General features: G+C 60.4%; 25 protein-coding genes. 11 read left to right on the forward strand and 14 right to left on the reverse strand.

Translation table 11 applies throughout. From position 1 onward, the window contains the following. From AC6HU3_RS08815 to rpsF, 7 genes are read right to left on the reverse strand one after another with little or no spacing between them, the layout of a single operon-like run. Positions 1-2,829, reverse strand: a complete 2,829-nt coding sequence (locus tag AC6HU3_RS08815; protein ID WP_497473402.1) for a peptidase MA family metallohydrolase — start codon at positions 2,827-2,829, stop codon at positions 1-3. Between the two features lies 1 nt (position 2,830). Then, on the reverse strand, positions 2,831-3,739 hold the full coding sequence (locus AC6HU3_RS08820) for a peptidoglycan DD-metalloendopeptidase family protein (RefSeq protein ID WP_497473403.1): 909 nt from the start codon (positions 3,737-3,739) through the stop codon (positions 2,831-2,833). Continuing rightward, the gene (locus AC6HU3_RS08825) at positions 3,736-4,170 is read right to left on the reverse strand and encodes a bifunctional nuclease family protein (RefSeq protein WP_497473404.1); all 435 of its coding nucleotides are present in this window, start codon (positions 4,168-4,170) and stop codon (positions 3,736-3,738) included. Before AC6HU3_RS08825 ends, AC6HU3_RS08820 begins: the two co-directional genes overlap by 4 nt. Next, positions 4,167-4,730: a 50S ribosomal protein L9 gene (rplI, locus tag AC6HU3_RS08830; RefSeq protein WP_497473405.1), complete on the reverse strand. Its 564-nt coding sequence runs from the start codon at positions 4,728-4,730 to the stop codon at positions 4,167-4,169. Before rplI ends, AC6HU3_RS08825 begins: the two co-directional genes overlap by 4 nt. Positions 4,731-4,742: 12 nt before the next feature. Next, complete coding sequence (gene rpsR / locus AC6HU3_RS08835) at positions 4,743-4,970, reverse strand: 30S ribosomal protein S18 (protein WP_497473406.1); 228 nt, start codon at positions 4,968-4,970, stop codon at positions 4,743-4,745. An 11-nt stretch (positions 4,971-4,981) separates the two neighbouring features. Beyond that, positions 4,982-5,398 (reverse strand): single-stranded DNA-binding protein, encoded by a 417-nt coding sequence (locus AC6HU3_RS08840; RefSeq protein WP_497473407.1) that lies wholly within the window; start codon positions 5,396-5,398, stop codon positions 4,982-4,984. After that, positions 5,398-5,703 carry a 30S ribosomal protein S6 gene (rpsF, locus tag AC6HU3_RS08845; RefSeq protein ID WP_497473408.1) on the reverse strand — a complete coding sequence of 102 codons (306 nt, stop codon included), beginning with the start codon at positions 5,701-5,703 and terminating at the stop codon, positions 5,398-5,400. The genes AC6HU3_RS08840 and rpsF overlap by 1 nt, the downstream gene beginning before the upstream one ends. 193 nt (positions 5,704-5,896) lie before the next feature. Here rpsF and AC6HU3_RS08850 point away from each other — a divergent pair, with 193 nt between their 5' ends. From AC6HU3_RS08850 to AC6HU3_RS08900, 11 genes are read left to right on the forward strand one after another with little or no spacing between them, the layout of a single operon-like run. After that, positions 5,897-7,606, forward strand: a complete 1,710-nt coding sequence (locus AC6HU3_RS08850) for a succinate dehydrogenase/fumarate reductase flavoprotein subunit (RefSeq protein ID WP_497473409.1) — start codon at positions 5,897-5,899, stop codon at positions 7,604-7,606. 10 nt (positions 7,607-7,616) lie between these two features. Then, positions 7,617-8,051, forward strand: a complete 435-nt coding sequence (locus tag AC6HU3_RS08855; RefSeq protein ID WP_497473410.1) for a succinate dehydrogenase/fumarate reductase transmembrane subunit — start codon at positions 7,617-7,619, stop codon at positions 8,049-8,051. 12 nt (positions 8,052-8,063) lie between these two features. Next, entirely contained in the window at positions 8,064-8,429 is a 366-nt protein-coding gene (locus AC6HU3_RS08860) for a succinate dehydrogenase/fumarate reductase transmembrane subunit (protein ID WP_497473411.1), read from the forward strand. Between the two features lie 11 nt (positions 8,430-8,440). After that, positions 8,441-9,301, forward strand: coding sequence for a succinate dehydrogenase/fumarate reductase iron-sulfur subunit (locus AC6HU3_RS08865; protein WP_497473412.1), 861 nt, complete (start codon positions 8,441-8,443; stop codon positions 9,299-9,301). Then, complete coding sequence (locus tag AC6HU3_RS08870; RefSeq protein ID WP_497473413.1) at positions 9,302-10,189, forward strand: polyprenyl synthetase family protein; 888 nt, start codon at positions 9,302-9,304, stop codon at positions 10,187-10,189. Continuing rightward, positions 10,189-10,626, forward strand: coding sequence for a divergent PAP2 family protein (locus AC6HU3_RS08875; protein WP_497536308.1), 438 nt, complete (start codon positions 10,189-10,191; stop codon positions 10,624-10,626). Before AC6HU3_RS08870 ends, AC6HU3_RS08875 begins: the two co-directional genes overlap by 1 nt. Positions 10,627-10,628: 2 nt before the next feature. Further along, positions 10,629-11,261, forward strand: coding sequence for a site-2 protease family protein (locus AC6HU3_RS08880; RefSeq protein ID WP_497473414.1), 633 nt, complete (start codon positions 10,629-10,631; stop codon positions 11,259-11,261). Next, entirely contained in the window at positions 11,254-12,252 is a 999-nt protein-coding gene (locus AC6HU3_RS08885) for a beta-ketoacyl-ACP synthase III (protein ID WP_497473415.1), read from the forward strand. Before AC6HU3_RS08880 ends, AC6HU3_RS08885 begins: the two co-directional genes overlap by 8 nt. Continuing rightward, positions 12,249-13,427, forward strand: coding sequence for a sensor histidine kinase (locus tag AC6HU3_RS08890; RefSeq protein WP_497473416.1), 1,179 nt, complete (start codon positions 12,249-12,251; stop codon positions 13,425-13,427). The genes AC6HU3_RS08885 and AC6HU3_RS08890 overlap by 4 nt, the downstream gene beginning before the upstream one ends. After that, entirely contained in the window at positions 13,424-13,969 is a 546-nt protein-coding gene (locus AC6HU3_RS08895) for a nucleoside-triphosphatase (RefSeq protein WP_497473417.1), read from the forward strand. The genes AC6HU3_RS08890 and AC6HU3_RS08895 overlap by 4 nt, the downstream gene beginning before the upstream one ends. 2 nt (positions 13,970-13,971) lie before the next feature. Further along, on the forward strand, positions 13,972-14,406 hold the full coding sequence (locus AC6HU3_RS08900; protein WP_497473418.1) for a YbjN domain-containing protein: 435 nt from the start codon (positions 13,972-13,974) through the stop codon (positions 14,404-14,406). A gap of 1 nt (position 14,407) precedes the next feature. Here the strand turns inward: AC6HU3_RS08900 and AC6HU3_RS08905 are convergent, their stop codons facing one another. The 7 genes from AC6HU3_RS08905 to AC6HU3_RS08935 form a co-directional block, all read right to left on the reverse strand. After that, on the reverse strand, positions 14,408-15,388 hold the full coding sequence (locus tag AC6HU3_RS08905) for a hypothetical protein (RefSeq protein ID WP_497473419.1): 981 nt from the start codon (positions 15,386-15,388) through the stop codon (positions 14,408-14,410). A gap of 37 nt (positions 15,389-15,425) precedes the next feature. Further along, the gene (locus AC6HU3_RS08910) at positions 15,426-16,649 is read right to left on the reverse strand and encodes an alpha/beta hydrolase (protein ID WP_497473420.1); all 1,224 of its coding nucleotides are present in this window, start codon (positions 16,647-16,649) and stop codon (positions 15,426-15,428) included. Positions 16,650-16,660: 11 nt separating this feature from the next. Beyond that, positions 16,661-18,073, reverse strand: a complete 1,413-nt coding sequence (locus AC6HU3_RS08915; RefSeq protein ID WP_497473421.1) for an OmpP1/FadL family transporter — start codon at positions 18,071-18,073, stop codon at positions 16,661-16,663. 40 nt (positions 18,074-18,113) lie between these two features. Beyond that, entirely contained in the window at positions 18,114-18,491 is a 378-nt protein-coding gene (locus AC6HU3_RS08920; RefSeq protein ID WP_497473422.1) for a HEPN domain-containing protein, read from the reverse strand. A gap of 23 nt (positions 18,492-18,514) precedes the next feature. Beyond that, entirely contained in the window at positions 18,515-18,841 is a 327-nt protein-coding gene (locus AC6HU3_RS08925) for a nucleotidyltransferase domain-containing protein (RefSeq protein ID WP_497473423.1), read from the reverse strand. Further along, on the reverse strand, positions 18,838-20,328 hold the full coding sequence (locus tag AC6HU3_RS08930) for a sodium/proline symporter (RefSeq protein ID WP_497473424.1): 1,491 nt from the start codon (positions 20,326-20,328) through the stop codon (positions 18,838-18,840). Before AC6HU3_RS08930 ends, AC6HU3_RS08925 begins: the two co-directional genes overlap by 4 nt. A 199-nt stretch (positions 20,329-20,527) precedes the next feature. Next, a complete protein-coding gene (locus AC6HU3_RS08935) occupies positions 20,528-20,746 on the reverse strand; it encodes a hypothetical protein (protein WP_497473425.1) in 219 nt (72 codons plus the stop codon). Positions 20,747-20,922: the final 176 nt, after the last annotated feature.

The following is a 20,922-nucleotide window of genomic DNA, read 5'->3' on the forward strand; positions in this document are numbered from 1 at the left end:
TCAGAAGTCAGGACCAATGGAAAACACCCACCGCCAGGGATACGTGGTCCCGTCTCCCCGATATCCCCTGGCCGCATCCACCTTCAGGAGCACAAGTCCCCCCAGATTCAGGCGCAACCCCGCGCCCACATCGGCGTACAGATCCTCCATCTGAACGTTCTGAATGCTCTGCCTGGCTGTCCCTGCATCGGCAAACAGAACCCCCCGCACGTTGGACAAAAAGAGAGGCAGGACATCCATCTGAAGGCGCCGGATAAAGGGGAAGCGAAACTCCAGATTGACAAATCCGGCGGTCTTCCCCACGATGCTGGCATAGTCAAATCCCCGAAGGTTGGACGGACCGCCCAGGGCATAGGGCCAGGCATCCCGACCTCCCGACGTGGCCCCCACGCCTCGAAAGGCCACCAGCACCCGGGGGGAAAGTTTCCAGTAGAACCGGAGGTCCCCCAGGGCCGCCCAGTAACTCCGGTAGCCCCCCGATCGCTCCAGGCCCGGAATGGATGTACCCACGCCGTGGATCCGCGCCCGCATGCCCGAAAGGGGACCGAGGGTTTCGTAGCTGTACACCACGTTGTCCATCACCCAGCCAGCAAGCCCATACAGGTTCCAGTATTCCGTCTGGTCCACAAGGTAAAAGCCGGGAGCGAGGGTGGGATGGTTGAAGGGAATTTCCACCACGCCATAGTAGGTGGGCCACTCCAGACCGCCCCCCAGTTCAATACGCTGAAAACGGGACAGGGGAAAGCGCACACCCGCAAAGAACACCCGCTCCTGGGCCAGGGCAACATAGGGAACCAGGACACCGTCCACAAGGGCATACCCCTGAAACAGGAGTTCCGGATACTGGGTGTAGAGGAAGGTGTAGTCCTCCAGACGGGCGAGATAGTCATACTGGAGGTGGAGATAGATGTCCCGAAGGGACTGATTGAAGGAATAATACGCCTGGAGGCCCACCAGGATCTGGTGGTTGCCCAGAACATCCGACGCACCGAGATACACCACCCCGCCCGCTGAGGTGTAGGGATCGGTATAGGACACCTGGGTGACCGCCCAGTCCAGGGAGAACCCGGAAAGGGGGCGATAGGCCACCGCCGGACCCAGGGTGTCCAGAAGCGCCACCGGAGGGGACCAGGAGGCAAGGGGAAGGGAGGGTTGGGGGATGGAGTCGGGGAGGAACAGGAAAACGTTGTATCCTCCCTGATAGAGGCTGGAAAAGGCCCATCGTTTGCGGTCCAGGGTGGCGCTCACCTCCCGAACCCCGCTCCAGAACTTCACAAGAGGGGCATATTGTTTCGTCTCCGGATCATAGACCACAAGCTGCGGAACCTCCTCCGGTCCCGGCGTGTACACAAAAAACACCACCGAATCCCCGGGGATGGGGTGGGCGATCTCATACAGGGGGGGCGTCAGGGTGTCCACGGCTCCCGTCTCCAGGTTCCGGCGCACCAGACGATAGCCCCCGAAAGCGAAAGCGTTGTCAGACAACGTGGCACCGTCGGTGACGTAATACAGCCAGACCCCATCCGCGCTGAACACCGGATCCCGATCGTCCGCAAGGTCATCGGTCAGGGCTTCCCATCTCCGGCTCACCCGATCAAAGAGATACAGATCCGATCGTCCATGGTGAATGCCCACCAGGACAATCCGTTCCCCGTCCGGGTGCCAGGCCGGCGTGGCCAGGGCATCCACGTCCGGAGGGGCGGGATACCTCTGCCGTTTCCCGGTCTGGATGTCCAGGATATGGAGGAGATCTCCGTTCTGAGCCTGGGAAACAAAGGCAAGTTCCTGGCCCGTGGGCGAAAAGGCGAGGGAGGGGCGGAGAAGATGGAGGTTTTCAAGATCCGGCGTGCGCTCACCGGCCACCAGTTTCCGGATCACCGAGCCGTCCACCCCGGAGAGAAGATAGATGCTGGCGGTGAGATCCCGGTCCGAGATCACGGCGAGATAATCCCCAGCCGGGCTGAGGGTCGGACCCAGGTTGAGAAACCCCTCCCCTTTTCGGTGATCGGTGAGTCTGCGAAACAGGGGGGGACGGGGGAAAACGTAGTGGGCGGTGCGCGGGTAATACCGGGTTTTGACATCCAGAACAAAGAGATCGTTGAGTTTGTCCACCGACAGGCCAAACGTCCTGCGCACCGCCCGATCAAAGCTCCGGGTTCGCACCAGGTTATACAGGAAGGATGCGATGCTTTTGCGCCCAAATTCCTGATCCAGAAAGCGATACAGGGCCTGCCCTTCCTTATAGACCACATAGCCCCCCATCTGATTCAGCACGGAAATAGGAAGGAGGTTGTCATGGAACACCTGATCCCGGAGAAAGGCCTCACCATCGGGATCCCAGGGCCGGGCCAGGTATTCTGCCATCCCCTCCATCACCCAGAGGGGGGGAGAAAACCCCATGATGTTGGTGAGGGTCCGGAGGCCCTTCCGCATCACCTGATACTGGAAGGCGTGGACGAGTTCGTGGCGAAGCACATGGCGAAATTCCGTATAGGATCCGGTAAAGGGGATGACCATCCGGAGTTTGAAAAGCTCGGTAAAGCCTCCCACCCCCTCGGGCAACAGCTGGGGGGTCACGTTGGTTTCCTGAAAATCTTTCGGCGCGTTGTACAGGATGACCGGAATGCGTCCATCAAACCGGATGTTGAAGAGTTCCTGGTATTCTTCAAACGCCTCCTCCAGGACGGTGGCGGCGAATCGCGAAGGGAACTCACCGCCATCGTAGAAATAGATGGTGAAATGGGGTGTCTTGACATACTGAAAGTGATACGGCTTATGCTGGATTTTGTTCTGCCCGAAGGCCAAAAGAACCAGAAGGGCAAAGGGCATTTCAGTCGTAAAAGAGGTGATCGGGGATCATGAACTGGAGGGGGTCCACCGCCTTGCCCCGCACATGCACCTCATAGTGCACATGGGGTCCGGTGGAACGTCCAGAGTTCCCCACCAGCGCAATCACATCGCCCCGGCGCACTTTCTGCCCCACTTTCACCAGGACCTTGGAATTGTGGGCATAGATGGTCTTGATCCCGTTGCGATGGGCGATTTCCACCACCAGTCCGTACCCGTCCCGGTCAAACCAGATGCGGTCCACCACGCCGTCAGCCGTGGCCATCACCGGCGTTCCCACCGGTGCTGAAATATCCACCCCTTTGTGCATTTTGCGCGTCCCGGTGAACGGATCCCGACGAACGCCGAAGGTGGATGCAATATAGCCACGAACCGGCCAGATGGAAGGGGTGTACTGGAGTTCTTCCAGGCGTCTGGACGCCACATTTTGAAGGCTGTCGTAACTTCGTTTTTCCAGTTCAACAAACTTCTCAAGACGTTCCACCCGGCGGGAAAGGAGATACAGGTCGCGCTCCTTCGCGGAAGCCTCCCGGGGCAGGCGAATGGCGCCCCCGATACCCAGCACCTCCGACGTGAGACGGGGATACTGCTCCCCGAGGAGGGTTCGGACGGCAAGATCTTTTTGATAAAGGGTGTCCAGCGCAAGGTCCAGGGCACGCACCCGTGCCGAGAGATCCTGAAGGGAAGCGTGAAGACGGGCGTTTTCCCGTTCCAGTGTGACCAGGCGAGCCCGAACGGCACCGTAGCGTGCGAGGCTTGCCCATCCCAGGACCGCAACACCTCCGGCCAGGACCCCAAGTCCCAGGACCAGGGCCACCATCCAGGGACGCACCCGGAGTTCTTTCCCTCCCGTACCTCCTTCAGGGATCCACTTGAGATATCCGCCTCTCATGGCCCCTCTTCCGGTGTGATGCCTGCTTTTTCCATGACATCGTTGGACACCATGATGGGGGTCTGGGTGCGAAGGGCCAGGGCGATGGAATCGGAAGGACGTGCGTCAATGCTCACAATGCGGGGAGGATCGGAAGGCTCCCGGAGAACAATGCGGGCAAAAAAGGTGCTGTCCTCCAGGCGGTTGATCACCACCAGCTCCGACTTCATGGACGAGGCATCGAGAAGCAGTTTGAGAAGGTCGTGGGTGAGGGGACGGGGTGGGGACTCTCTTTCGATGGCGAACAGGATGGCATAGGCCTCATTCTGGCCAATCCAGATAGGAAGGACCCGGTCCCCGGAGGACTCCCGCAGCAAAACCACATAACTCTGGGAGGTCTCGTCCAGGAGGATGCGTCCCACCTCCACAGGGACCAGGCCTTCCAGGTTCATGCCTCTTCCTCAGATGCCGGGATGTTCTCCTCCGGTGGTTTGCCTTCGCCCTGGATCTCCTCGACCGGGGATTCACCGGTTTCACCGGGTGTCTCCTCAGCCTTCTGGGCCTCCACCTCCGGCTGGATCTCCACCACCACCACAGCGGTCACCTCGGGATAGAGACGAAGGGTGACCTCGTGACGTCCCACAGTCCGGAGAGGAGACCGGAGGCGCACCATTCCCCGGGAAAGCCCCTGAAACCCCTTTTCTTCAAGCGCTTTCAGGATATCTGCCGTGGTCACCGAACCAAAGGGCTTGCCCTCCGGGCCCACCTTGAGGGTGAAGGAAATGGCCGTTCCGTCAATTTCCCGGGCAAGGGCCTCGGCCTGCTTCCGCTCCCGCTCGAGCTTGCGCCGTTTCTGGCGGCGTTCTTCTTCCCACGCCTTCAGGACGGATGGCGTCACCGCTTTGGCAAGACCCCGGGGGATCAGATAGTTGCGGGCATACCCGTCCTTGACCCGCACAATTTCACCCTTCAGACCGAGATTTTCCACATCCTGAAGGAGCAGCACTTTCATGCGTTCACCTCCTCACAGCACATAGCGCTCTTCAAAGGGAAGAAGGGCAATCTGCCGGGCACGCTTGATGGCTTTGGCAAGTTTACGCTGGTGATAGGCGCAGGTACCGGTCTGGCGACGGGGAAGGATTTTCCCCCGCATGGAAAGGTATTTCCGGAGACGATCCACGTCCTTGTAATCAATCACGTCAATACCTTCCCGGCAAAATTCACATCCCTTGCGACGCATAAACCTCCGCATCGTGATCCTCCTTAAAAGGGCAGTTCCTCATCCGGTTCTTCTTCATCCAGGACATCGACCGTTGCATCCGATGTCCCTTCACCCATCTTTTCCAGGACCTGGATTTTGCGGGCCACCACCTCCACCGTGGAACGGCGAAGGCCCTCTTCCGTTTCCCAGGAGCGGGACCGGAGATACCCCTCCACCAGCACGGGAGAACCCTTGCGAACCTGGTTCTGCATCCGCTCGGCCAGGGCCCTCCAGGCAATCACGTCAATGAAGAGGGTTTCCCGCTGCCACTCCCCGGTCTGGTCCCGGTAGGGACGGTCCGAAGCAATGCGGATCCGGACCACCGGAACACCCGAAGGCGTGTAGCGAAAATCGGGATCCTGGACAAGGCGCCCCGCAAGAAACACCACATTCAGGTTGGGCATCCGGAGATCCGCCATCAATCCTCCTCCCGGCGCACGATGAGATACCGCATGAGCCCCTGGATGCGGGAGAGGGGCCAGCGCACGTCCACCGGCAAGGGCGGGGGCGCCTGGAAATGGAAGATCATATAGAAGGCTTCCCGCTTTTTCCGGATGGGATACGCCAGGGTCCTGCGACCCCATTCCTTTACCTCTTCGATCTTCGCCCCGTGCTTCTCCAGCGTCTCCCGGATCCGGTTCAGGGTTTCCTCCATTTCGGGCGAAGACAAACCCGGATCCAGGAGGGCGACCATCTCGTAGGGCCGGACTTCACCGTTGTTCATCGCTCCCTCCTTGTTTGTCCCTGGACCCACCGCTCGGGTGGGGGCCCCACTGCGGGCGTTAGTGTACACGAACCACGACGGATTGTCAAAATCCCCGTGTCACTACATCCACGAACCACGCAATTTGAAAGGACCAGGCGGCTCCTGTATGATTACACCAACCGTTTTTTCCTTCAAAAACCGGGGAGTGATCATGGACGTCCTTCAGTATGACGTGGTCATTCTGGGTTCGGGACTGGCCGGGCTCCGGGCAGCGGTGGAAGCGGCCCGGACCCGAACGGACATCCGCATCGCCCTGGTGTCCAAGGTCCAGGTGATGCGGTCACACTCCGTGTGCGCCGAAGGCGGTACCGGCGCGGCCCTCCGACCGGAAGAAGGCGACTCGCCCCTCCTTCACGCGTGGGACACGGTCAAAGGAAGCGATTTCCTGGCGGATCAGGATGCCGTGTTCCGGTTCGTGGAGATGATGCCTCAGGAAATCCTCCAGCTGGACCACTGGGGCATTCCCTGGAGCCGGCGTCCGGATGGAAAGATCAACCAGCGCCCCTTTGGCGGTCACTCTTTCCCCCGCGCGGTTTTCGCCTCGGACAAGACCGGGTTCTTCGAGATGCAGACCCTGTATGACACCCTCCTCCAATACGATCACGTGGACATCTTCAACGAGTGGTTCGTGTTCAAACTCCTGATCCGGGACGGGCGCTTTCAGGGCGTGGTGGCCTGGGAACTCCCCACCGGCAAGCTCTTCACCATCCATGCCAAAGCCGGCATCATCGCCACCGGCGGTGCCGGACGCCTCTATGCCTTCACCACCTTTTCCCACATCGTCACGGGCGACGGCATCGCCATGGCCTATCGGGAGGGGCTTCCCCTCAAGGACATGGAGTTCATGCAGTTTCACCCCACGGGGATCGTTCCTTCGGGGATCCTGGTCACCGAAGGCGCCCGGGGAGAAGGGGGGTATCTCCTGAACAGCAAAGGGGAGCGTTTCATGGATCGGTATGCGCCGGAGCGCATGGAACTCGCTCCCCGGGACGTGGTTTCCCGCGCCGAAATGACCGAAATTCTGGAAGGTCGCGGGTTCAAGGGCCCCAACGGCCTGGACTATGTCCATCTGGATCTCCGCCACCTCGGTGCGGATCGGATCAACGAACGCCTGGGACTTGTGCGGGAGGTGTCCATCAAGTTCGCGGGTGTGGATCCCATCGAAGCCCCCATCCCGGTTCGCCCCGTTCAGCACTACACCATGGGCGGTATCCACGTGGATATCGACGGGAAAGTCCCCTCCGTGGAGGGGCTGTGGGCGGCCGGGGAAGCAGCCTGCGTGTCCATCCACGGGGCCAACCGGCTCGGCTCTAACTCCACGGCAGAGTGCCTGGTCTGGGGACGGATCACCGGAGAGCAGGCCGCTCGATTTGCGGCCAGCGCCCGCCACGAGACGCTGGATAAAGAGGCCATGAAAGCCGCCCAGGCCTATCTCCAGAGCATGCTGGACAAAAAGGGCAACGAAAGCCCCTACGCCATCAAGCACGAACTCCAGCGAACCATGGACCGCTTCGTGGGGGTTTTCCGCTCAGGCGATGAGCTGGAAGAAGCCGTGCGCGTCATCCGGGATCTCCAGAAACGGTATGAGAACATCCGGGTGGTGGACACGTCCCTGGTCTATAACCAGGATCTTCAGACGGCCATTGAAACCGGATTCCTTCTGGACCTTGGCCTGGTGGTGGCCGAAGGGGCCCTTCGTCGAACCGAATCCCGGGGGGCTCATTCCCGGAGGGACTATCCCGAACGGGACGATGAAAACTGGCTCAAACACACCCTGGCCACCTGGACACCCGAAGGTCCAGAATTTTCTTATATCCCGGTGACCATCACCTACTGGAAGCCCGTGGAACGGAAATACTGAGGAGGTCATCATGGCCCGGAAAGGACGGCTTGGTCTGTGGGGATGGGTGTTTGGAGGGCGTCACAACGTTGAGCGCTTTCTCTATACGCTGCACCGGATCACCGGCGTCCTCCTGGTTCTTTACCTGATGGCCCACATTCTGGTTGTGGGATCCCGGGCGTTTGGAGAAGGCGCCTGGGAGACCGCCATGCGCATGGTGGGATCCGGGAATCCCGTGGTTCGCTTCCTGGAATACCTGCTCGTGGTGATCGTGGCTTTCCATGCAACCAACGGTATCCGGCTGGTCTTTGGGGAACTGGGGATTGGCATTGGCCGCCCCCGGCGCCCGGTTTATCCCTATCCCAAAGAGAGCATCCGCAAACCCCGGAAGTGGATCCTCGTCCTTGAAGGCCTCGCCACCGTGTATCTTCTGGTGGCCGCCTATTTCTTCTTTGCCCATCACTAAGGAGGACATGCCATGCGAGAGGGAGTGGCCTGGATTCTGCATCTTTTTGCCGGTGTGGTGCTGTTTTTCCTCCTTCTCTTCCACGTGACCCAGATGCACGTGGCCATTTTCCCCGGATGGGGTGAAGCCGCTCTGGAATGGGCGAATGTCGTGGCACGGGCCGGCACCCGGGGATGGAAGATCCTGTATCTCATCTTTCTCTCGGCAGCCCTCTATCACGGGTTCTTTGGCCTCCGCAACGTGCTCATCGAAATCTCCTTTCTCCGGAAGCGGGTGAATGAGGTGACCATTCTGATCTCCGCCCTGGGTGTGATCCTGTTCGCCTATGGATTTTACACCACCCTGGCCACCCCGAGCCCCATGCCGGGCCTTCCCTGAGGAGGCAAGCGATGGCCGCGAAAACCCAAGCCATTCCCGACACCTACACGGTTCAGGTGTTTCGCTATGCACCTGGAGACAAAAAGCCTCGCGTGGACACATTTGAAGTCGCCGTGCAGCATCCCGGGATGACGGTGCTGGAGGCTTTGATCTATATCAAGGAGAACCTGGACCCGACCCTGGCGGTTCGCTATTCCTGCCGGATGGCGGTGTGCGGCTCCTGCGGCATGTATGTGAACGGAAAAGGTGTTCTTGCGTGCCACACCCGCCTGGCCGAATTCCCTTCCGGGAAGATCAAGGTCGAACCCATGCCCAACTATCCGGTGGTCAAGGATCTCATGACAGACATGACCGAATTCTTCACCCACCACCGGGAAGTGAAACCCTATATCATCAACCCCGAGATGCGGGCGGAGATCGAGCGACCCACCCGGGAATTCCTCCAGACACCGGAAGAGCTGGAAGAATACCTTCAGTTCAGCTATTGTATCAAGTGCGGTCTGTGCGTTTCCGCCTGTCCCACCGTTGCAAGTGATCCGGATTTCCTGGGTCCTCAGGCCCTCATGACGGTGACACGGTATAACCGGGACACCCGGGACGGAGGCCAGGTGTATCGTCTGGAAATTGTGGATCGTCCTCACGGGGTGTGGAACTGCCACTTCGCGGGCGCGTGCACGGAGGTGTGCCCGAAGGGTGTGGACCCCGCGCTGGCGATCCAGTATCTGAAACGGGAAGCCGTGGTGCACGGGCTGGGGCTGGATCGCCTGCCCTTCTGGCCCAAACGGAAAACCGCTCCCATTGCGCCCCCGCCCAAACCCGCCCCCCGGAAAGGGATTCCCGCACCACCACCCCGCACGGTTCCAGAATCCTGAATGGACCGTTTCAAAGCGCGATACGAGGCATTACGCGGGATTGTAGAACAGGGTCTTGAGCGTTTCCTCCCGGAGACAGGGGAAGGTCCTCCCCGTCTTCGGGAGGCCATGCGGTATTCTCTGTTTGCAGGCGGGAAGCGTCTTCGTCCCGTGCTGCTTCTTGCGTCCTATGAGCTCCACAGAGGTGTACGCATGGAGGAGGAGGCCCTGCCCCTCGCCTGTGCCCTCGAGATGATCCACACCTTCACCCTGGTCCATGATGATCTCCCGGCCATGGACAACGACGATTTCCGGAGAGGGCGTCCCACCAATCACCGGGTGTTCGGGGAGGCGATGGCCATTCTGGCAGGCGATGCCCTGTTCAACCAGGCCTTTGTGACCACCCTGCGGGCCGACCTTCCTCCGGAGCGCATGGTTCGCGTCCTGGAGATCCTCACGGAGAAATCGGGCCTTGAGGGGGTGATCGGGGGGCAGGTGTATGACCTGGAGGGAGAGGGAACAGAACCCAATCTGGAGAAGGTGCTTCAAATCCACGAGCGGAAAACGGCGGCCCTTATCCAGGCGCCCCTCATGATGGGAGCGGTGGCCGCGGGAGCAGAAGAGGCAATGATCCGGCGCATGGAACAGGTGGGCTATCACCTGGGACTCGCCTTTCAGATTGTGGACGATGTGCTGGACGAGGTGGGGGATGCGGCGACCCTGGGGAAAACACCCGGAAAAGACCGGGCCCAGGGAAAGCTCACCTATCCCGCCGTCCGGGGGGTGGAGGGTGCCCTGGAGGACGCGCGCAAAGAGGTGGAAAAAGCCTGGAACCTCCTTGAGGCGTATGGAGAAGGAGCGTGGTTCCTCCGGGACCTTGGAAAGTTCATTCTTGAGCGGGTTTCGTGATGGAGGCGTTTCTCACCAATCGCTATTTCTGGGTTCCCCTGCTCACGGGCTTTTTTGCCCAGCTTCTGAAAGCTCTGCTCTTTGCCATTCAGCGACGCCGGTTTGACTTCCGGTGGCTCATCACCACGGGGGGAATGCCCAGCAGCCACTCCGCTTCGGTCATGGCCCTGTCCACGCTGGTGGGGCTCCAGGAGGGATGGGGTTCTCCCCTGTTCGGGGTGACCCTCTATTTCAGCGTGATCGTGATGTACGATGCTGCCGGATTGCGCCGGGCGGCAGGCAAACAGGCCGCCATCCTGAACCGGATCGTGGATGAGCTCTCAAGGACCCATGCGGTGCCTCAGGAACGGCTGATGGAACTTCTGGGACACACACCCATGGAGGTCCTGGCGGGCGCCCTTCTGGGCGTGGTGGTGGGCGTGCTGTTCGGAGGATAACGATGGAGCGATTTCTGTATGAACTGGCCATGTGGCTGCCCGGAATTCTCCTGGCCCTGAGCGTGCACGAGTTTGCCCATGCGTGGACGGCCGTTCGTCTGGGCGACCCCACGCCCAGACTCCTGGGACGTCTCACACTGGATCCCCTGCGCCACATCGATCCGGTTGGGCTTGTGCTTCTTGTCCTGATCCACATTGGATGGGCCAAACCCGTTCCGGTGAATCCCGCCTATTTTCGTCATCCCCGGCGGGATATGGCCCTTGTGGCCTTTGCGGGACCCCTGTCCAACCTGCTTTCGGCCCTCCCTGCGGCCCTCCTTCTGCGTTCTGGCCTCCTTCAGGGGCTCCCGGGTCCGGCGGGAGGCCTGGAAGCCATGCTGTTTGCCTTCGTCTTTATTTCGCTGGTGCTCGCTTTCTTCAATCTCTTCCCTGTGCCCCCACTGGACGGATGGCGAATTCTCTCCAGTCTGGTGGGCCCCCGGCCCTGGGTGATCCAGATGGAACGGTGGGGCGGGCTTCTGCTCCTTGCTGTGCTCCTTCTTTTGCCTCGCCTGGGGCTGGATGTGATCGGGTGGTGGTTGGTGCCCTGGATGCGGTTTGCCGGCATGCTTTATCTGGGCATGCCCCTTGCATAGGAGGATCACCGTGGGTGTGCGCATTCGAGGGATGGGTCACTACGTTCCGGAAAAGGTTCTGACCAACTTTGATCTGGAAAAGATGGTGGACACCTCCGACGAATGGATCCGGACCCGGACGGGGATCCGGGAACGTCGGATCGCCTCCCCGGAGGAGGCCACGTCAGACCTTGCGGTGAAGGCCGCCCGAAATGCCCTGGAACGGGCGGGGATCGCGCCTGAGGATCTGGATCTCATCCTGGTGGCCACGGCCACGCCGGACCACATGTTTCCCGCCACGGCCTGCCTGGTTCAGGCCAAACTGGGCATCCGGGGTCGGGCGTGCTACGATATGGAAGCGGCCTGTCCGGGCTTTGTGTATGGCCTCGTTCAGGCGAAAGGGCTTCTGGAGGTTATGCCGGACTGGCGTTATGCGCTGGTGGTGGGTGCGGAAACCCTGTCCCGGATTGTGGACTGGACGGACCGGAACACCTGCGTTCTGTTCGGCGACGGGGCCGGCGCGGCGGTGCTGGAAAAATCGGACAACGACACCCTTCTCTCGGCCGTGCTGGGAGGGGACGGTTTCCTGGGTGATCTCCTGATCCAGGAAGCCGGAGGGAGCCGGCTTCCTGCGTCGGAGGAAACTGTTCGGAACAAGCAGCACGTGGTGAAAATGGTGGGCCGGGAGGTGTTCAAGCACGCCGTGATCGCCATGCAGCAGGCTTCCCTCCAGGCCCTTGAAAAAGCGGGGCTTTCCCCGGATGACATCACCTGGGTGGTGCCCCATCAGGCCAACCTGCGGATCATTGAGGCCACCCGGGAGCGCCTGGGCGTGCCGCCGGAACGGGTGTATGTCAATCTGGACCGATACGGCAACACGTCGGCTGCAAGCATCCCCATCGCCCTTTCCGAAATGGATGCCCGGGGTCTCCTCAGGCCCGGTGACCGGGTGCTGATGGTGGCTTTCGGGGCAGGGTTCACCTGGGGGGCGGTGGTGGTGGAATGGGGGTGACCCTGTTGCCGCGGACCATTGTCCCCCGCCTCCTGGTGTTCACCGGAATCCTCCTCCTCCTTTCGGTGGGGGCAGCCTTTTATCTCGTCCGCGCCCTGGAAGGACGGATCCGGAGTCAGGTGGATCTCACAGCCCGGCTGTATTCGGCGCTCCTCACCCTTCCGGGCAATCAGGAAATCCCCGCCAACCTCATTGACGATGTCCTTTCCCGCCTGGATTTTCCCATCGTGATCACGGACCCCACAGGCAAACCGCAGGCCTGGCGCAACATCCCCGGCCTTCCCGACGAACCGGTGGCTGTTCCGTTTGACTCCCTTTCTCCAGGAGATCAGAGAAAGGTCCTTTCCATTGTGGAAACCGCCCGTCAGTCCGGTCTGGAAGTCCCCCTTTCCTATGAGGGGTTTGACCTGGGACGGCTCTTTTTCACACCTCCACCGCTCCTTCGGCTTGCCCGAACCCTCCCATGGATTCTGCTCGTGGTGGGACTTTTGAGCCTTGTGGGTATGATCTGGTCGGCCCACACCCTGAGTGAAGCCTATGCCCGGGAACTCTGGGCCCTGTTTGCCAAGGGGCTCGCCCATCAGATGGGCACGCCCCTGTCCAGTCTGTTCGGGTGGGTGGAGCACCTGAAATCTTCTCCGGAGGAACTCCCGGACATCCTGGACGAGATGGAACAGGACCTGGAAGACCTGCGGGATATTTCTCTCCGGTTTTCTCGCATCGGTCAGCCGCCGGCGTTTCAGATCTTTGACCTTTCGGAGGCCCTCCAGCGCTGGGGGTATCGCTGGAAACGCCGGTGGCTCCGGGGGGTGGATCTGGTGCTCGACCTTCGCCCGGCCCGGGTCCGGGGGGATGAAATCCTCCTCCGGTGGGCCGTGGAAAACCTGGTGAAAAACGCCATGGAAGCAAGTCAGAACGGCGGGTCCATCCGCGTGATTGTGGATGAACTCCCCACCCGGCACGTCCGCCTCCGGGTGGTGGATCAGGGGATAGGGGTTCCCGAGGATGTCCGCCGCCATCTCTTTTCCATGCGGGTGTCCACCAAACCCCGGGGATGGGGCATGGGACTCTGGGTGGTGAAAAAAATCGTCGAAGAGTGGCACGGGGGCCAGGTTCGCCTGGTCACCTCTCGCCCCGGCCACACCGAGTTTGAGATCCTTCTTCCCGGAACATGAAGCAATCCCTTCGCGTCTGGATCACCGGGCCTCCCGGCGTGGGCAAGACCACGCTGGTGGAGCGGGTGGTGGACACCTGGAGAGAGGCGGGCCGACCGGTCCAGGGATTCTTCACCCGGGAGATCCGGGAGGAGGGGAGACGGGTGGGTTTTGAACTTATCCTTCTTCCGGAAGGGCTCCGTTTCCTTCTTGCCCACGTGCGCCCCATCGGACGAGAACGTCTGGGACGGTATTATCTCACCTTTGGCGGACTCCAGGCCGCTCTTCCCCGCCTCCAGTCAGCGTCGAATTCCACGCTGGTGGTGGTGGATGAGGTGGGACCCATGGAGCTCCGGTATACTCCCTTTCGAACCTGGGTCCAGAACGCCTCCTTTCCACCCGTTTTTCTCGGGACCTTTCAGATGAAACTGGAAGGCACCTTACGGTCCTGGGGTTGCCTGGAAGGGGAGACCGTCTTTCGGCTCACCCGGCAAAACCGGGATACGATGGCTCAGGAAGTGCTTTCAGCCTTGCGCCAGGGTAAAAACACAAAAGGAGGTTGATCATGGCCGAGATTCTGATCCTGAAGGGGGAAGACGACACGGTGGCAGGCCAGAAACTCCAGGCTTTCCTGGGGGAACACGGCTTTGATGTGGGGGAGGTGGACGACGACGGGGATTTCCGGGTGCGATATGAAGGCCTCACCTATCTCTTCCAGCCCCGTCTTCAAACGGATTCCATTGATCGGGTGGTGGTCCACCTCTTCTTCCGGCCCAACCCCTCCCTGTCGGGTGAGGAGATCCTCCACCGTCTGATGGACATGAACCGCCGGTATAACGTGGGGAGCTTCTGGATGGATGAAGATCTGGAGGTGGTGGGTCTCACCACCTACCTAACTTTCCGGGATGCTCTCCACATTGATGATGTTCGGTCCTTCATGCGGTGGATCGCCCGGGTGATGGACCAGCTCGCCGGGGAATTTGGGGACATCGTGGTCTGACTCAGAACGGGAGGGTCCGGAACCCCAGATAAGGGAGAAGGACATGATTTTCCCATACATAGGTGAAGGGCCAGAAAACCCAGAACCCCACCAGGGCCCATAGAGCGCGGTCATCCACCCGATCCAGCATGTCCGGATTGGCCATCATTCCGTCCAGCATGGGCCAGAGCAGGATGGCGTTGGCAATCCGGGTTCGGTCCATGGCCAGCGCGCTGCCCAGCCATGCAATCCCCAGCGCCCCCATCCACCCCTTTCTCCTTTCGCGGGGAAGGCGAGCGAGAAGCACCCAGAGGGGGCCCAGCATGCTCCAGATCCAGAGGGGCAGGGTGGCACCTCCCCACAGGAAAATCTTGTCCGTCCACAGGGCAAAAAACTGCAGCCGGGAATCCGGGGGAACCCCGAGCCGGATGAGATACAACCGCAGGGTGATCCAGCCGAGAATGATCCCGGCCAGAAGGGCACTTTCTGAGATGCCCGGGCGTTTTCGCCGTGAGATCATCCAGGCTATCCATCCCAGAAACGCCGTGGGATAGTGAGTCCAGCCGAGAAGAAATCCCAGGGCTGCCCGTCCCAAAGGCAGGCGGATACCCCAGGCAAGCACCATGAGAAGGAACAGCAGCCCCTCGTTGTTTGGAAGATGCAGGACGCCTGCCGTGAACGCAAAAGGGGAAAGGAAAAAGAGGGTCATGCCGCGCAAGCGTTGAGATAGGGAAAGGGATCGGTGCAGCGTGAGGAAGTAGGCGCTCACCAGCAGGGTGAGAACCACGAAGTGAAACAGGATCAACGTGGAAAGGGTGCGCACCCTGAAAACCCGGAGAAGCGCCCAGAGCAGGTAATTTTCCACGGGGAACACATACGCCGGCGAGAAGATCTGGGTGGGCTGGTCCAGATGGTCCAAAAGCAGGGGAAAATAGCGTGCCACCGTGACAGGATAAAGCCAGAACTGAAGGATCCACCAGACACAGATAAAGGCAAGAACCACCGCCGGGACCCTTCCTGGGGTCCCGGCGGTTTTCAGTTCACGGGAGGTCAAGGGAGAAGGAAAGATCCCGGAACACCCGGTCCGCAAACACCAGGACCTGCCTCAGGTCCAGATAGATATACTGGGTGTGGCCGGGCGGCACCAGGTTGGGGGGATAGACCCCGTACCCTTCGTATTCCGCAAAGTGGAGGAGCGAATCCGGATAGCCCGCCTGCTGGAGTTCACTGTGGAGTTTCCGGGCGTGGAACTGGAGGAGATAGTCGTCCTGAGCCGCCGCGAGGATCAGAATGGGTTTGCCCGCAATCACGCCCGCCTGCACCGAATCCACCAGCATGGTTTTGGCATCCTGGGTGAGCCACTGTTGCCACACAGAGGGGATCAGGATCTGGCTCGTGTCATAAAGGGACGTGTCGTTCAGGAAAGGCAGACGCACCACAAGGCAATACGAACCCTGCGGCTGGAGGCAGAACTCCCCCTGGGACGGATCCAGGGCGTCGGGCGACTTGACCCCGGCGAAGGACCACTGGGCAGCCATGGCCGTCATGAAGGTGGTCACCACCCGGTCCGGTCCCAGCAGGGCCGCCAGGGGCACGTCCGTGGGAACGGGTCCGTTGTTCTCCATGAAAATTTGATCCAGGATGTCCGGACGGCCGTTTCCGTCCAGGTCGGTTTCAATCACCGCTTCCAGGCTGAGCATTCCCTCCATCATGGCCGCGCCCCGGAACATGTCGTGGTGACGGGAGAACAGACGGGCGGTGCCATAGCCTCCCATGGACTGCCCGGCGATCACCCAGTTGGTGTCCGAGACGTTGTAGAGGGCCAGCACCGTGTCCCGCACCACCTGGGTCACATAGGTCTCATACTGCCCGAAGGCCCCGTCCGTATACCAGCCTCCGCCCAGGGCGTTCCGCCCCGTGGGCATCACGATCACGAAGGGCTCCACCTCTCCGGCGTTGATCAGATAGTCCATCATCTGGTCAACGGTGAATACCTCCAGCCAGGAGGCCCCATTGGCTCCAAAACCGTGAAGGAGGAGGAGCACCGGATACGGGTCGGTACGGTTGGGATCGTATCCGGGGGGAAGATACACGTACACTCTGGTATCGGTGGCCGGATCATAGGGCAGGAGACCCGCATAAGGGACATCCAGCACCTCCACCGTCCCCTTCCGGGTGATCTCCGGGCCCTCCACCTCTTTCACACTGGAGCACCCCCCGAGAAACAGGGCCAGGGCAAGAACCGGGAAAATCATGCGTTTCATGGTTCACCTCCTCAAAACGTGTAGGCCACGCCGAATTCAAGGGCCTGAAGGTCCATGGAGTATTTTCCGGGCATGTTGTCCGCCGTGTTGTCCGCATCGGGGTCTTCAAGGCCGGTGAAGTCCAGTTCGGGGACATACAGGAATTCATAGTGTCCGTCAATGCGAATCCGGGGGGTGGCCTGATAGGAGAAGCCCAGGTTCAGCCCCCACTTTGCCCCAATGTCCGGGATGAGAGGCGTGAGGGTGGCATGGGGAATGGGGGTGGGATCGTAATACACCCCGCCCCGGAAACTCACGGTCTCCAGGCTGTACATTACTCCCAGGCTGTGCCGAAGGGTACTCTTCCAGAAAAAGGCAAGCTCCTCATCCTCCAGAGGTTGCCCAAGGGGATCGTTTCCATCCAGTTGAGCCTTCACGGTCTGGAGATCCCCCCAGGTGGTGTAGGAAAGGTCATAAGCCACCAGCACGCTGGGGACAGGTCGCCAGGCCAGGCCAACCGTGTAGGTCCAGGGCAGGGGCAACGTCGCCTTCACATCCGCCGTGGAACTCCGGGTGCCCCCGAGGAAGAGGACAGAATCGGCTGCCCGATCCGGATCCTGGGCAAGCTGGCTGGCAATATAGCGGTTATACGGAAGATACAGGGTGAGATCGGCGGTTCCGGAGAGATTCGGGTTGGTTCCTCCACGCACGGACGCGCCCACCGAGACGTTCTCCACCGGCTGATAGCGCAGTCCGGCGGAGAAAAAGGCGTGAATACCCGACGCCTCCATTTTCTGGTCCACAAAGAAGTGGCTGTATTGCACCGGGAGTTCGGTCTCACCGGTGAAAACCGCAACAGGACGCCGGAGATAGATTTTCGTGTACGCCCCTCCCACAGAAAGACCGGCCTGAATCTGTCCGAACGTTTTGGCCGCGCCCAGTGCAACCACCACATCCTGAAGGTTGCTCTCCCAGTCATACCGGGGATAGGTGGGGGCGTCCTGGAGGGTGTAGAGGGTATCGTAGGCATAGTAGCCCAGGGGAAGGTCAAAGAGATCAAAGCTTCCCCCCAGACCGAAAGGTACAAAGAGGGAAAGGCCGAGGGCAAGATCTTTGTCTTCCATCGGGAAGGTCACACCGCCCGAGGGCACGGGGATCCAGCCCTGCTTGTTGGCCACCCGGGTGCGCCAGGCAAAGCCTCCATCATAGTAATACAGCCCCGTTTTTGGTTCATAGGAGATCACGGGACGGATCCCCACACCGGACAGGGCCACTTCCCGGGGCGCGGCAGCCAGTCCGGCCGGGTTCCAGAAAATCGCAGAGTGATCCGAGACCCAGGCCGAGGCCGCACCGGCCATACCCTGGGGCACCACGCCTGTCCCCGACAGGGCGAATCCGCCCCCATAGGTTATGCCGGGGAGCGCAAGCCACCACCATCGCTTCATACTGCAACCTCCTTGTTTGAGCATTGCTGGCGTTCGCAATTCATGACAGGGAAAATCCCCTGGATGCCAGTTTTTCCCTGACAAAATCCCGCACCATCCGGGCAAGGCGAACCGCCTCCCGGGCTTCATCCACGGAAGGGAAAACAGGGGAATCGTATCGAACCTGAACGGCATAATCGGTCAGGAGATCCACGTTCTGATCAAGAAGGACACGAAATGCTTCATCGATTTCCATACAGCGGTGGAGAAGAAGGGAGAGATCATGGGTTCGGGGAATTTCCTGACCGTGGAACACGAGAAACGCTTTCAGATATTTTTCCGCACATTGCTGGGCGTGAAAACACACGGTATCGGTGGCGGGTTCCCGTGTCTGCAGTTCGTCCATGGCGGTTTTCAGATCGTTTTCGGCCCTGCGCATCCAGATCCTGACCGCATCCTCGTTCATAGTTCCACGCCTTCCCTCAACACGTAGTAGGTTAAGAACCCGGGGTTGTTTCTTTGCTTTTCCAGGCGTTCAGGGGTTTCAAAAACGATGTCTCCCCAGAATCCGTGTTTCACAAACGTCCTGCGGATGCGCAGGCGGATGTATCGTTCAAGAGGGCGTGGAATTTCCCGGTCCACCACAACGAGAAAGTCCCAGTCGCTGTCCGGGCGTGCATCGCCCCGTGCCCGGCTCCCGAACAGAATAATCCGGAGAACCCGATAGCCCTCCCGCTCCACCCCTTCGGTGATGATCCTGCGGGCAAGCGCGCGGGGATCGGTGGTCATGACGTTTTCACCAGGCGGCTTGCAAGCCAGGCCAGGGCGAAACTCACGGGGAAGGCCACGAAGAGTTCATACAGCCCTCCGGGGCGTCCCAGACCATCCCGCCACAGAATGGTCACGATGGGACCGGCAAGGAGGGCGGTCAGGGCCCCGAATCGGTTGAACTTCCGGTCATAGAGAGACAGGATGACGATGGGCGAAAAGGCAGCTCCCAGGGCACTCCAGGCATAGAGCACGAAACGGTATATGAACCGCACATTCATGAGGGCCAGCCCGAGCGCCACAGCCGCAAGCACAGCAATGACGGCCCGGGTGGTCCAGACGAGCTTCCGGGACTCCAGGCGCCGGCCGGTCATGGCAAGATACAGGTCGTTCACCAGGGTGGTGGAGGCATAGATGAGCTGGGAGTCCGCCGTGGACATGATGGCGGCCGTCACAGCGGCAAGAACCACACCCGCCAGGACGGGATGGAGGAAGGTGGCGGTGAACACGGCGAGGGCTTTTTCGGGATCGGCAGGCTGGGGCATTTTCGCCTGGGCCACCAGCACCCGGGCAACAATCCCCAGGGTGACCGCGCCGAAATAGGCGAGCACGCTCCACACGATGGCAATCCAGGCAGCCCGACGGGCCTCCGTCTCATTTCTCACCGTGAAATACCGGATCACGACATGAGGCATGCCCGGATAACCGAAGGCGATGCCCAGGGCTTCCGCGAGAATCACCCCCAGTGCCCCCAGGGCAAAGGCATGGGGACCCCAGATGTGGGTGAGTTCCAGTTCAGTTGCCACCCGCCAGAGCTCCACCGGTCCACCGGCCATCACCACCCCCCAGAGGGGAAAGAGGACCAGAACGGTGGCCATGAGAAGCCCCTGGATCAGGTCCGTGTAGGAGACGGCCGCATAGCCCCCCATCAGGACATACAGGGCGATCACCACCGCGCCCACCCACACCCCGGTGGTATACGACGTGAGGCCCATCCCCTCAAGCTGTTTGCCAGCTCCGGTGAACTGCGCCACCACATAGGCGGTCATGAAAATGGTGATGATCAGGGCGGATAACACCCGAAGAAGATGCTTCGGGTCCTGGAGTTTGTGCTCGATATAATCGGACAGGGTGAGACTTCCCAGCCGATCACCTTCCCGCTTCAGAGGAAGCATGATAAACCGTGCGTTGAACCAGTAGCCCAGGATCCCCCCGAGGGCAATCCAGTACGCGGCGAACCCCTGGGTGTAGCCCATGCCGGAAAGTCCGAGGATCAGCCACGCGCTTTCCGCACTCGCCGCCGCTGAAATGGCCGTCACCCACGCGCCCAGACTTTTCCCGGCTGCGACAAAATCTTTATACCCACGGGAAAAACGCAGCTCTCCGTACAGCCCTATTCCCAAGAGGAGGACGAGATATACGGCGAAGGTGACCCAGACCGCTCCCGCGTGAATGTCGCCGGCATGAAGAAGAGAGGGAAGCAAAAGGACGAGCGCCACCCGCTTCATGTTTCGCCTCCTTTCATGAAGCGGTAAACATCCAGCACCATGATCAGGGTGGGAAGGAGGATGAACAGGACAAACAACAACACATCCATCATGATCGCACCTCCCCGATTTGACCGATCCCGTTCAGGCAAGCCGTTCGCCGTGTATTGTACACCTTGCCCATCATGGCGTCAAGAACAGAAACGATCCCCACTGAAGTTCACCCATGAGTTCGGACACCGGGGAAGAGGGATTGGATGAACGTGTGGTGCACACGTTGAATCAAGGATCTCCATTCTTTGGGTGGCAATCGCCATTTCTTCTCAAGCAGGATAAAAGGTCCGGAAAAGCGTTTCCATCTTGCAGAGCCTGTACGACGGAAAAGTTCCTGGCGTACCTCTCCTCCAAGAAGCAGCACAATACCGTAGACCAGGAGCAAAAATCCTACCAGCTTTTGTCCCGGAACGATTCCCCCATCTCCTCTCCATCCGCCTCCGACACAACCGCAGCGCTTCTTCAGGTTCCGGTGTGGTCATCAGCCATCAAGGTCACCCGCCCCCACGCCCACGTTGACTAACGAATACTTTCCGGGGTCCCCATGGCGTTTCCTTCAGG

The sequence above is a fragment of the Caldifarcimen microaerophilum genome (assembly GCF_055387105.1).

Excerpts from the sequence above, each read along its gene's own strand:
- AC6HU3_RS08920 (WP_497473422.1), bottom strand. The coding sequence starts at position 18,491 with ATGCGCAGGGCCGAAAACGATCTGAAAACCGCCATGGACGAACTGCAG.
- AC6HU3_RS08850 (WP_497473409.1), top strand. The coding sequence starts at position 5,897 with ATGGACGTCCTTCAGTATGACGTGGTCATTCTGGGTTCGGGACTGGCC.
- AC6HU3_RS08880 (WP_497473414.1), top strand. The coding sequence starts at position 10,629 with ATGGAGCGATTTCTGTATGAACTGGCCATGTGGCTGCCCGGAATTCTC.
- rpsR (WP_497473406.1), bottom strand. The coding sequence starts at position 4,970 with ATGCGGAGGTTTATGCGTCGCAAGGGATGTGAATTTTGCCGGGAAGGT.
- AC6HU3_RS08825 (WP_497473404.1), bottom strand. The coding sequence starts at position 4,170 with ATGAACCTGGAAGGCCTGGTCCCTGTGGAGGTGGGACGCATCCTCCTG.
- AC6HU3_RS08870 (WP_497473413.1), top strand. The coding sequence starts at position 9,302 with ATGGACCGTTTCAAAGCGCGATACGAGGCATTACGCGGGATTGTAGAA.
- AC6HU3_RS08925 (WP_497473423.1), bottom strand. The coding sequence starts at position 18,841 with ATGACCACCGATCCCCGCGCGCTTGCCCGCAGGATCATCACCGAAGGG.
- AC6HU3_RS08815 (WP_497473402.1), bottom strand. The coding sequence starts at position 2,829 with ATGCCCTTTGCCCTTCTGGTTCTTTTGGCCTTCGGGCAGAACAAAATC.
- AC6HU3_RS08865 (WP_497473412.1), top strand. The coding sequence starts at position 8,441 with ATGGCCGCGAAAACCCAAGCCATTCCCGACACCTACACGGTTCAGGTG.
- AC6HU3_RS08840 (WP_497473407.1), bottom strand. The coding sequence starts at position 5,398 with ATGGCGGATCTCCGGATGCCCAACCTGAATGTGGTGTTTCTTGCGGGG.
- AC6HU3_RS08820 (WP_497473403.1), bottom strand. The coding sequence starts at position 3,739 with ATGAGAGGCGGATATCTCAAGTGGATCCCTGAAGGAGGTACGGGAGGG.
- AC6HU3_RS08910 (WP_497473420.1), bottom strand. The coding sequence starts at position 16,649 with ATGAAACGCATGATTTTCCCGGTTCTTGCCCTGGCCCTGTTTCTCGGG.
- AC6HU3_RS08895 (WP_497473417.1), top strand. The coding sequence starts at position 13,424 with ATGAAGCAATCCCTTCGCGTCTGGATCACCGGGCCTCCCGGCGTGGGC.
- AC6HU3_RS08930 (WP_497473424.1), bottom strand. The coding sequence starts at position 20,328 with ATGAAGCGGGTGGCGCTCGTCCTTTTGCTTCCCTCTCTTCTTCATGCC.
- AC6HU3_RS08875 (WP_497536308.1), top strand. The coding sequence starts at position 10,189 with ATGGAGGCGTTTCTCACCAATCGCTATTTCTGGGTTCCCCTGCTCACG.
- AC6HU3_RS08900 (WP_497473418.1), top strand. The coding sequence starts at position 13,972 with ATGGCCGAGATTCTGATCCTGAAGGGGGAAGACGACACGGTGGCAGGC.
- rpsF (WP_497473408.1), bottom strand. The coding sequence starts at position 5,703 with ATGAACAACGGTGAAGTCCGGCCCTACGAGATGGTCGCCCTCCTGGAT.
- AC6HU3_RS08860 (WP_497473411.1), top strand. The coding sequence starts at position 8,064 with ATGCGAGAGGGAGTGGCCTGGATTCTGCATCTTTTTGCCGGTGTGGTG.
- AC6HU3_RS08915 (WP_497473421.1), bottom strand. The coding sequence starts at position 18,073 with ATGAAGCGATGGTGGTGGCTTGCGCTCCCCGGCATAACCTATGGGGGC.
- rplI (WP_497473405.1), bottom strand. The coding sequence starts at position 4,730 with ATGAAAGTGCTGCTCCTTCAGGATGTGGAAAATCTCGGTCTGAAGGGT.
- AC6HU3_RS08855 (WP_497473410.1), top strand. The coding sequence starts at position 7,617 with ATGGCCCGGAAAGGACGGCTTGGTCTGTGGGGATGGGTGTTTGGAGGG.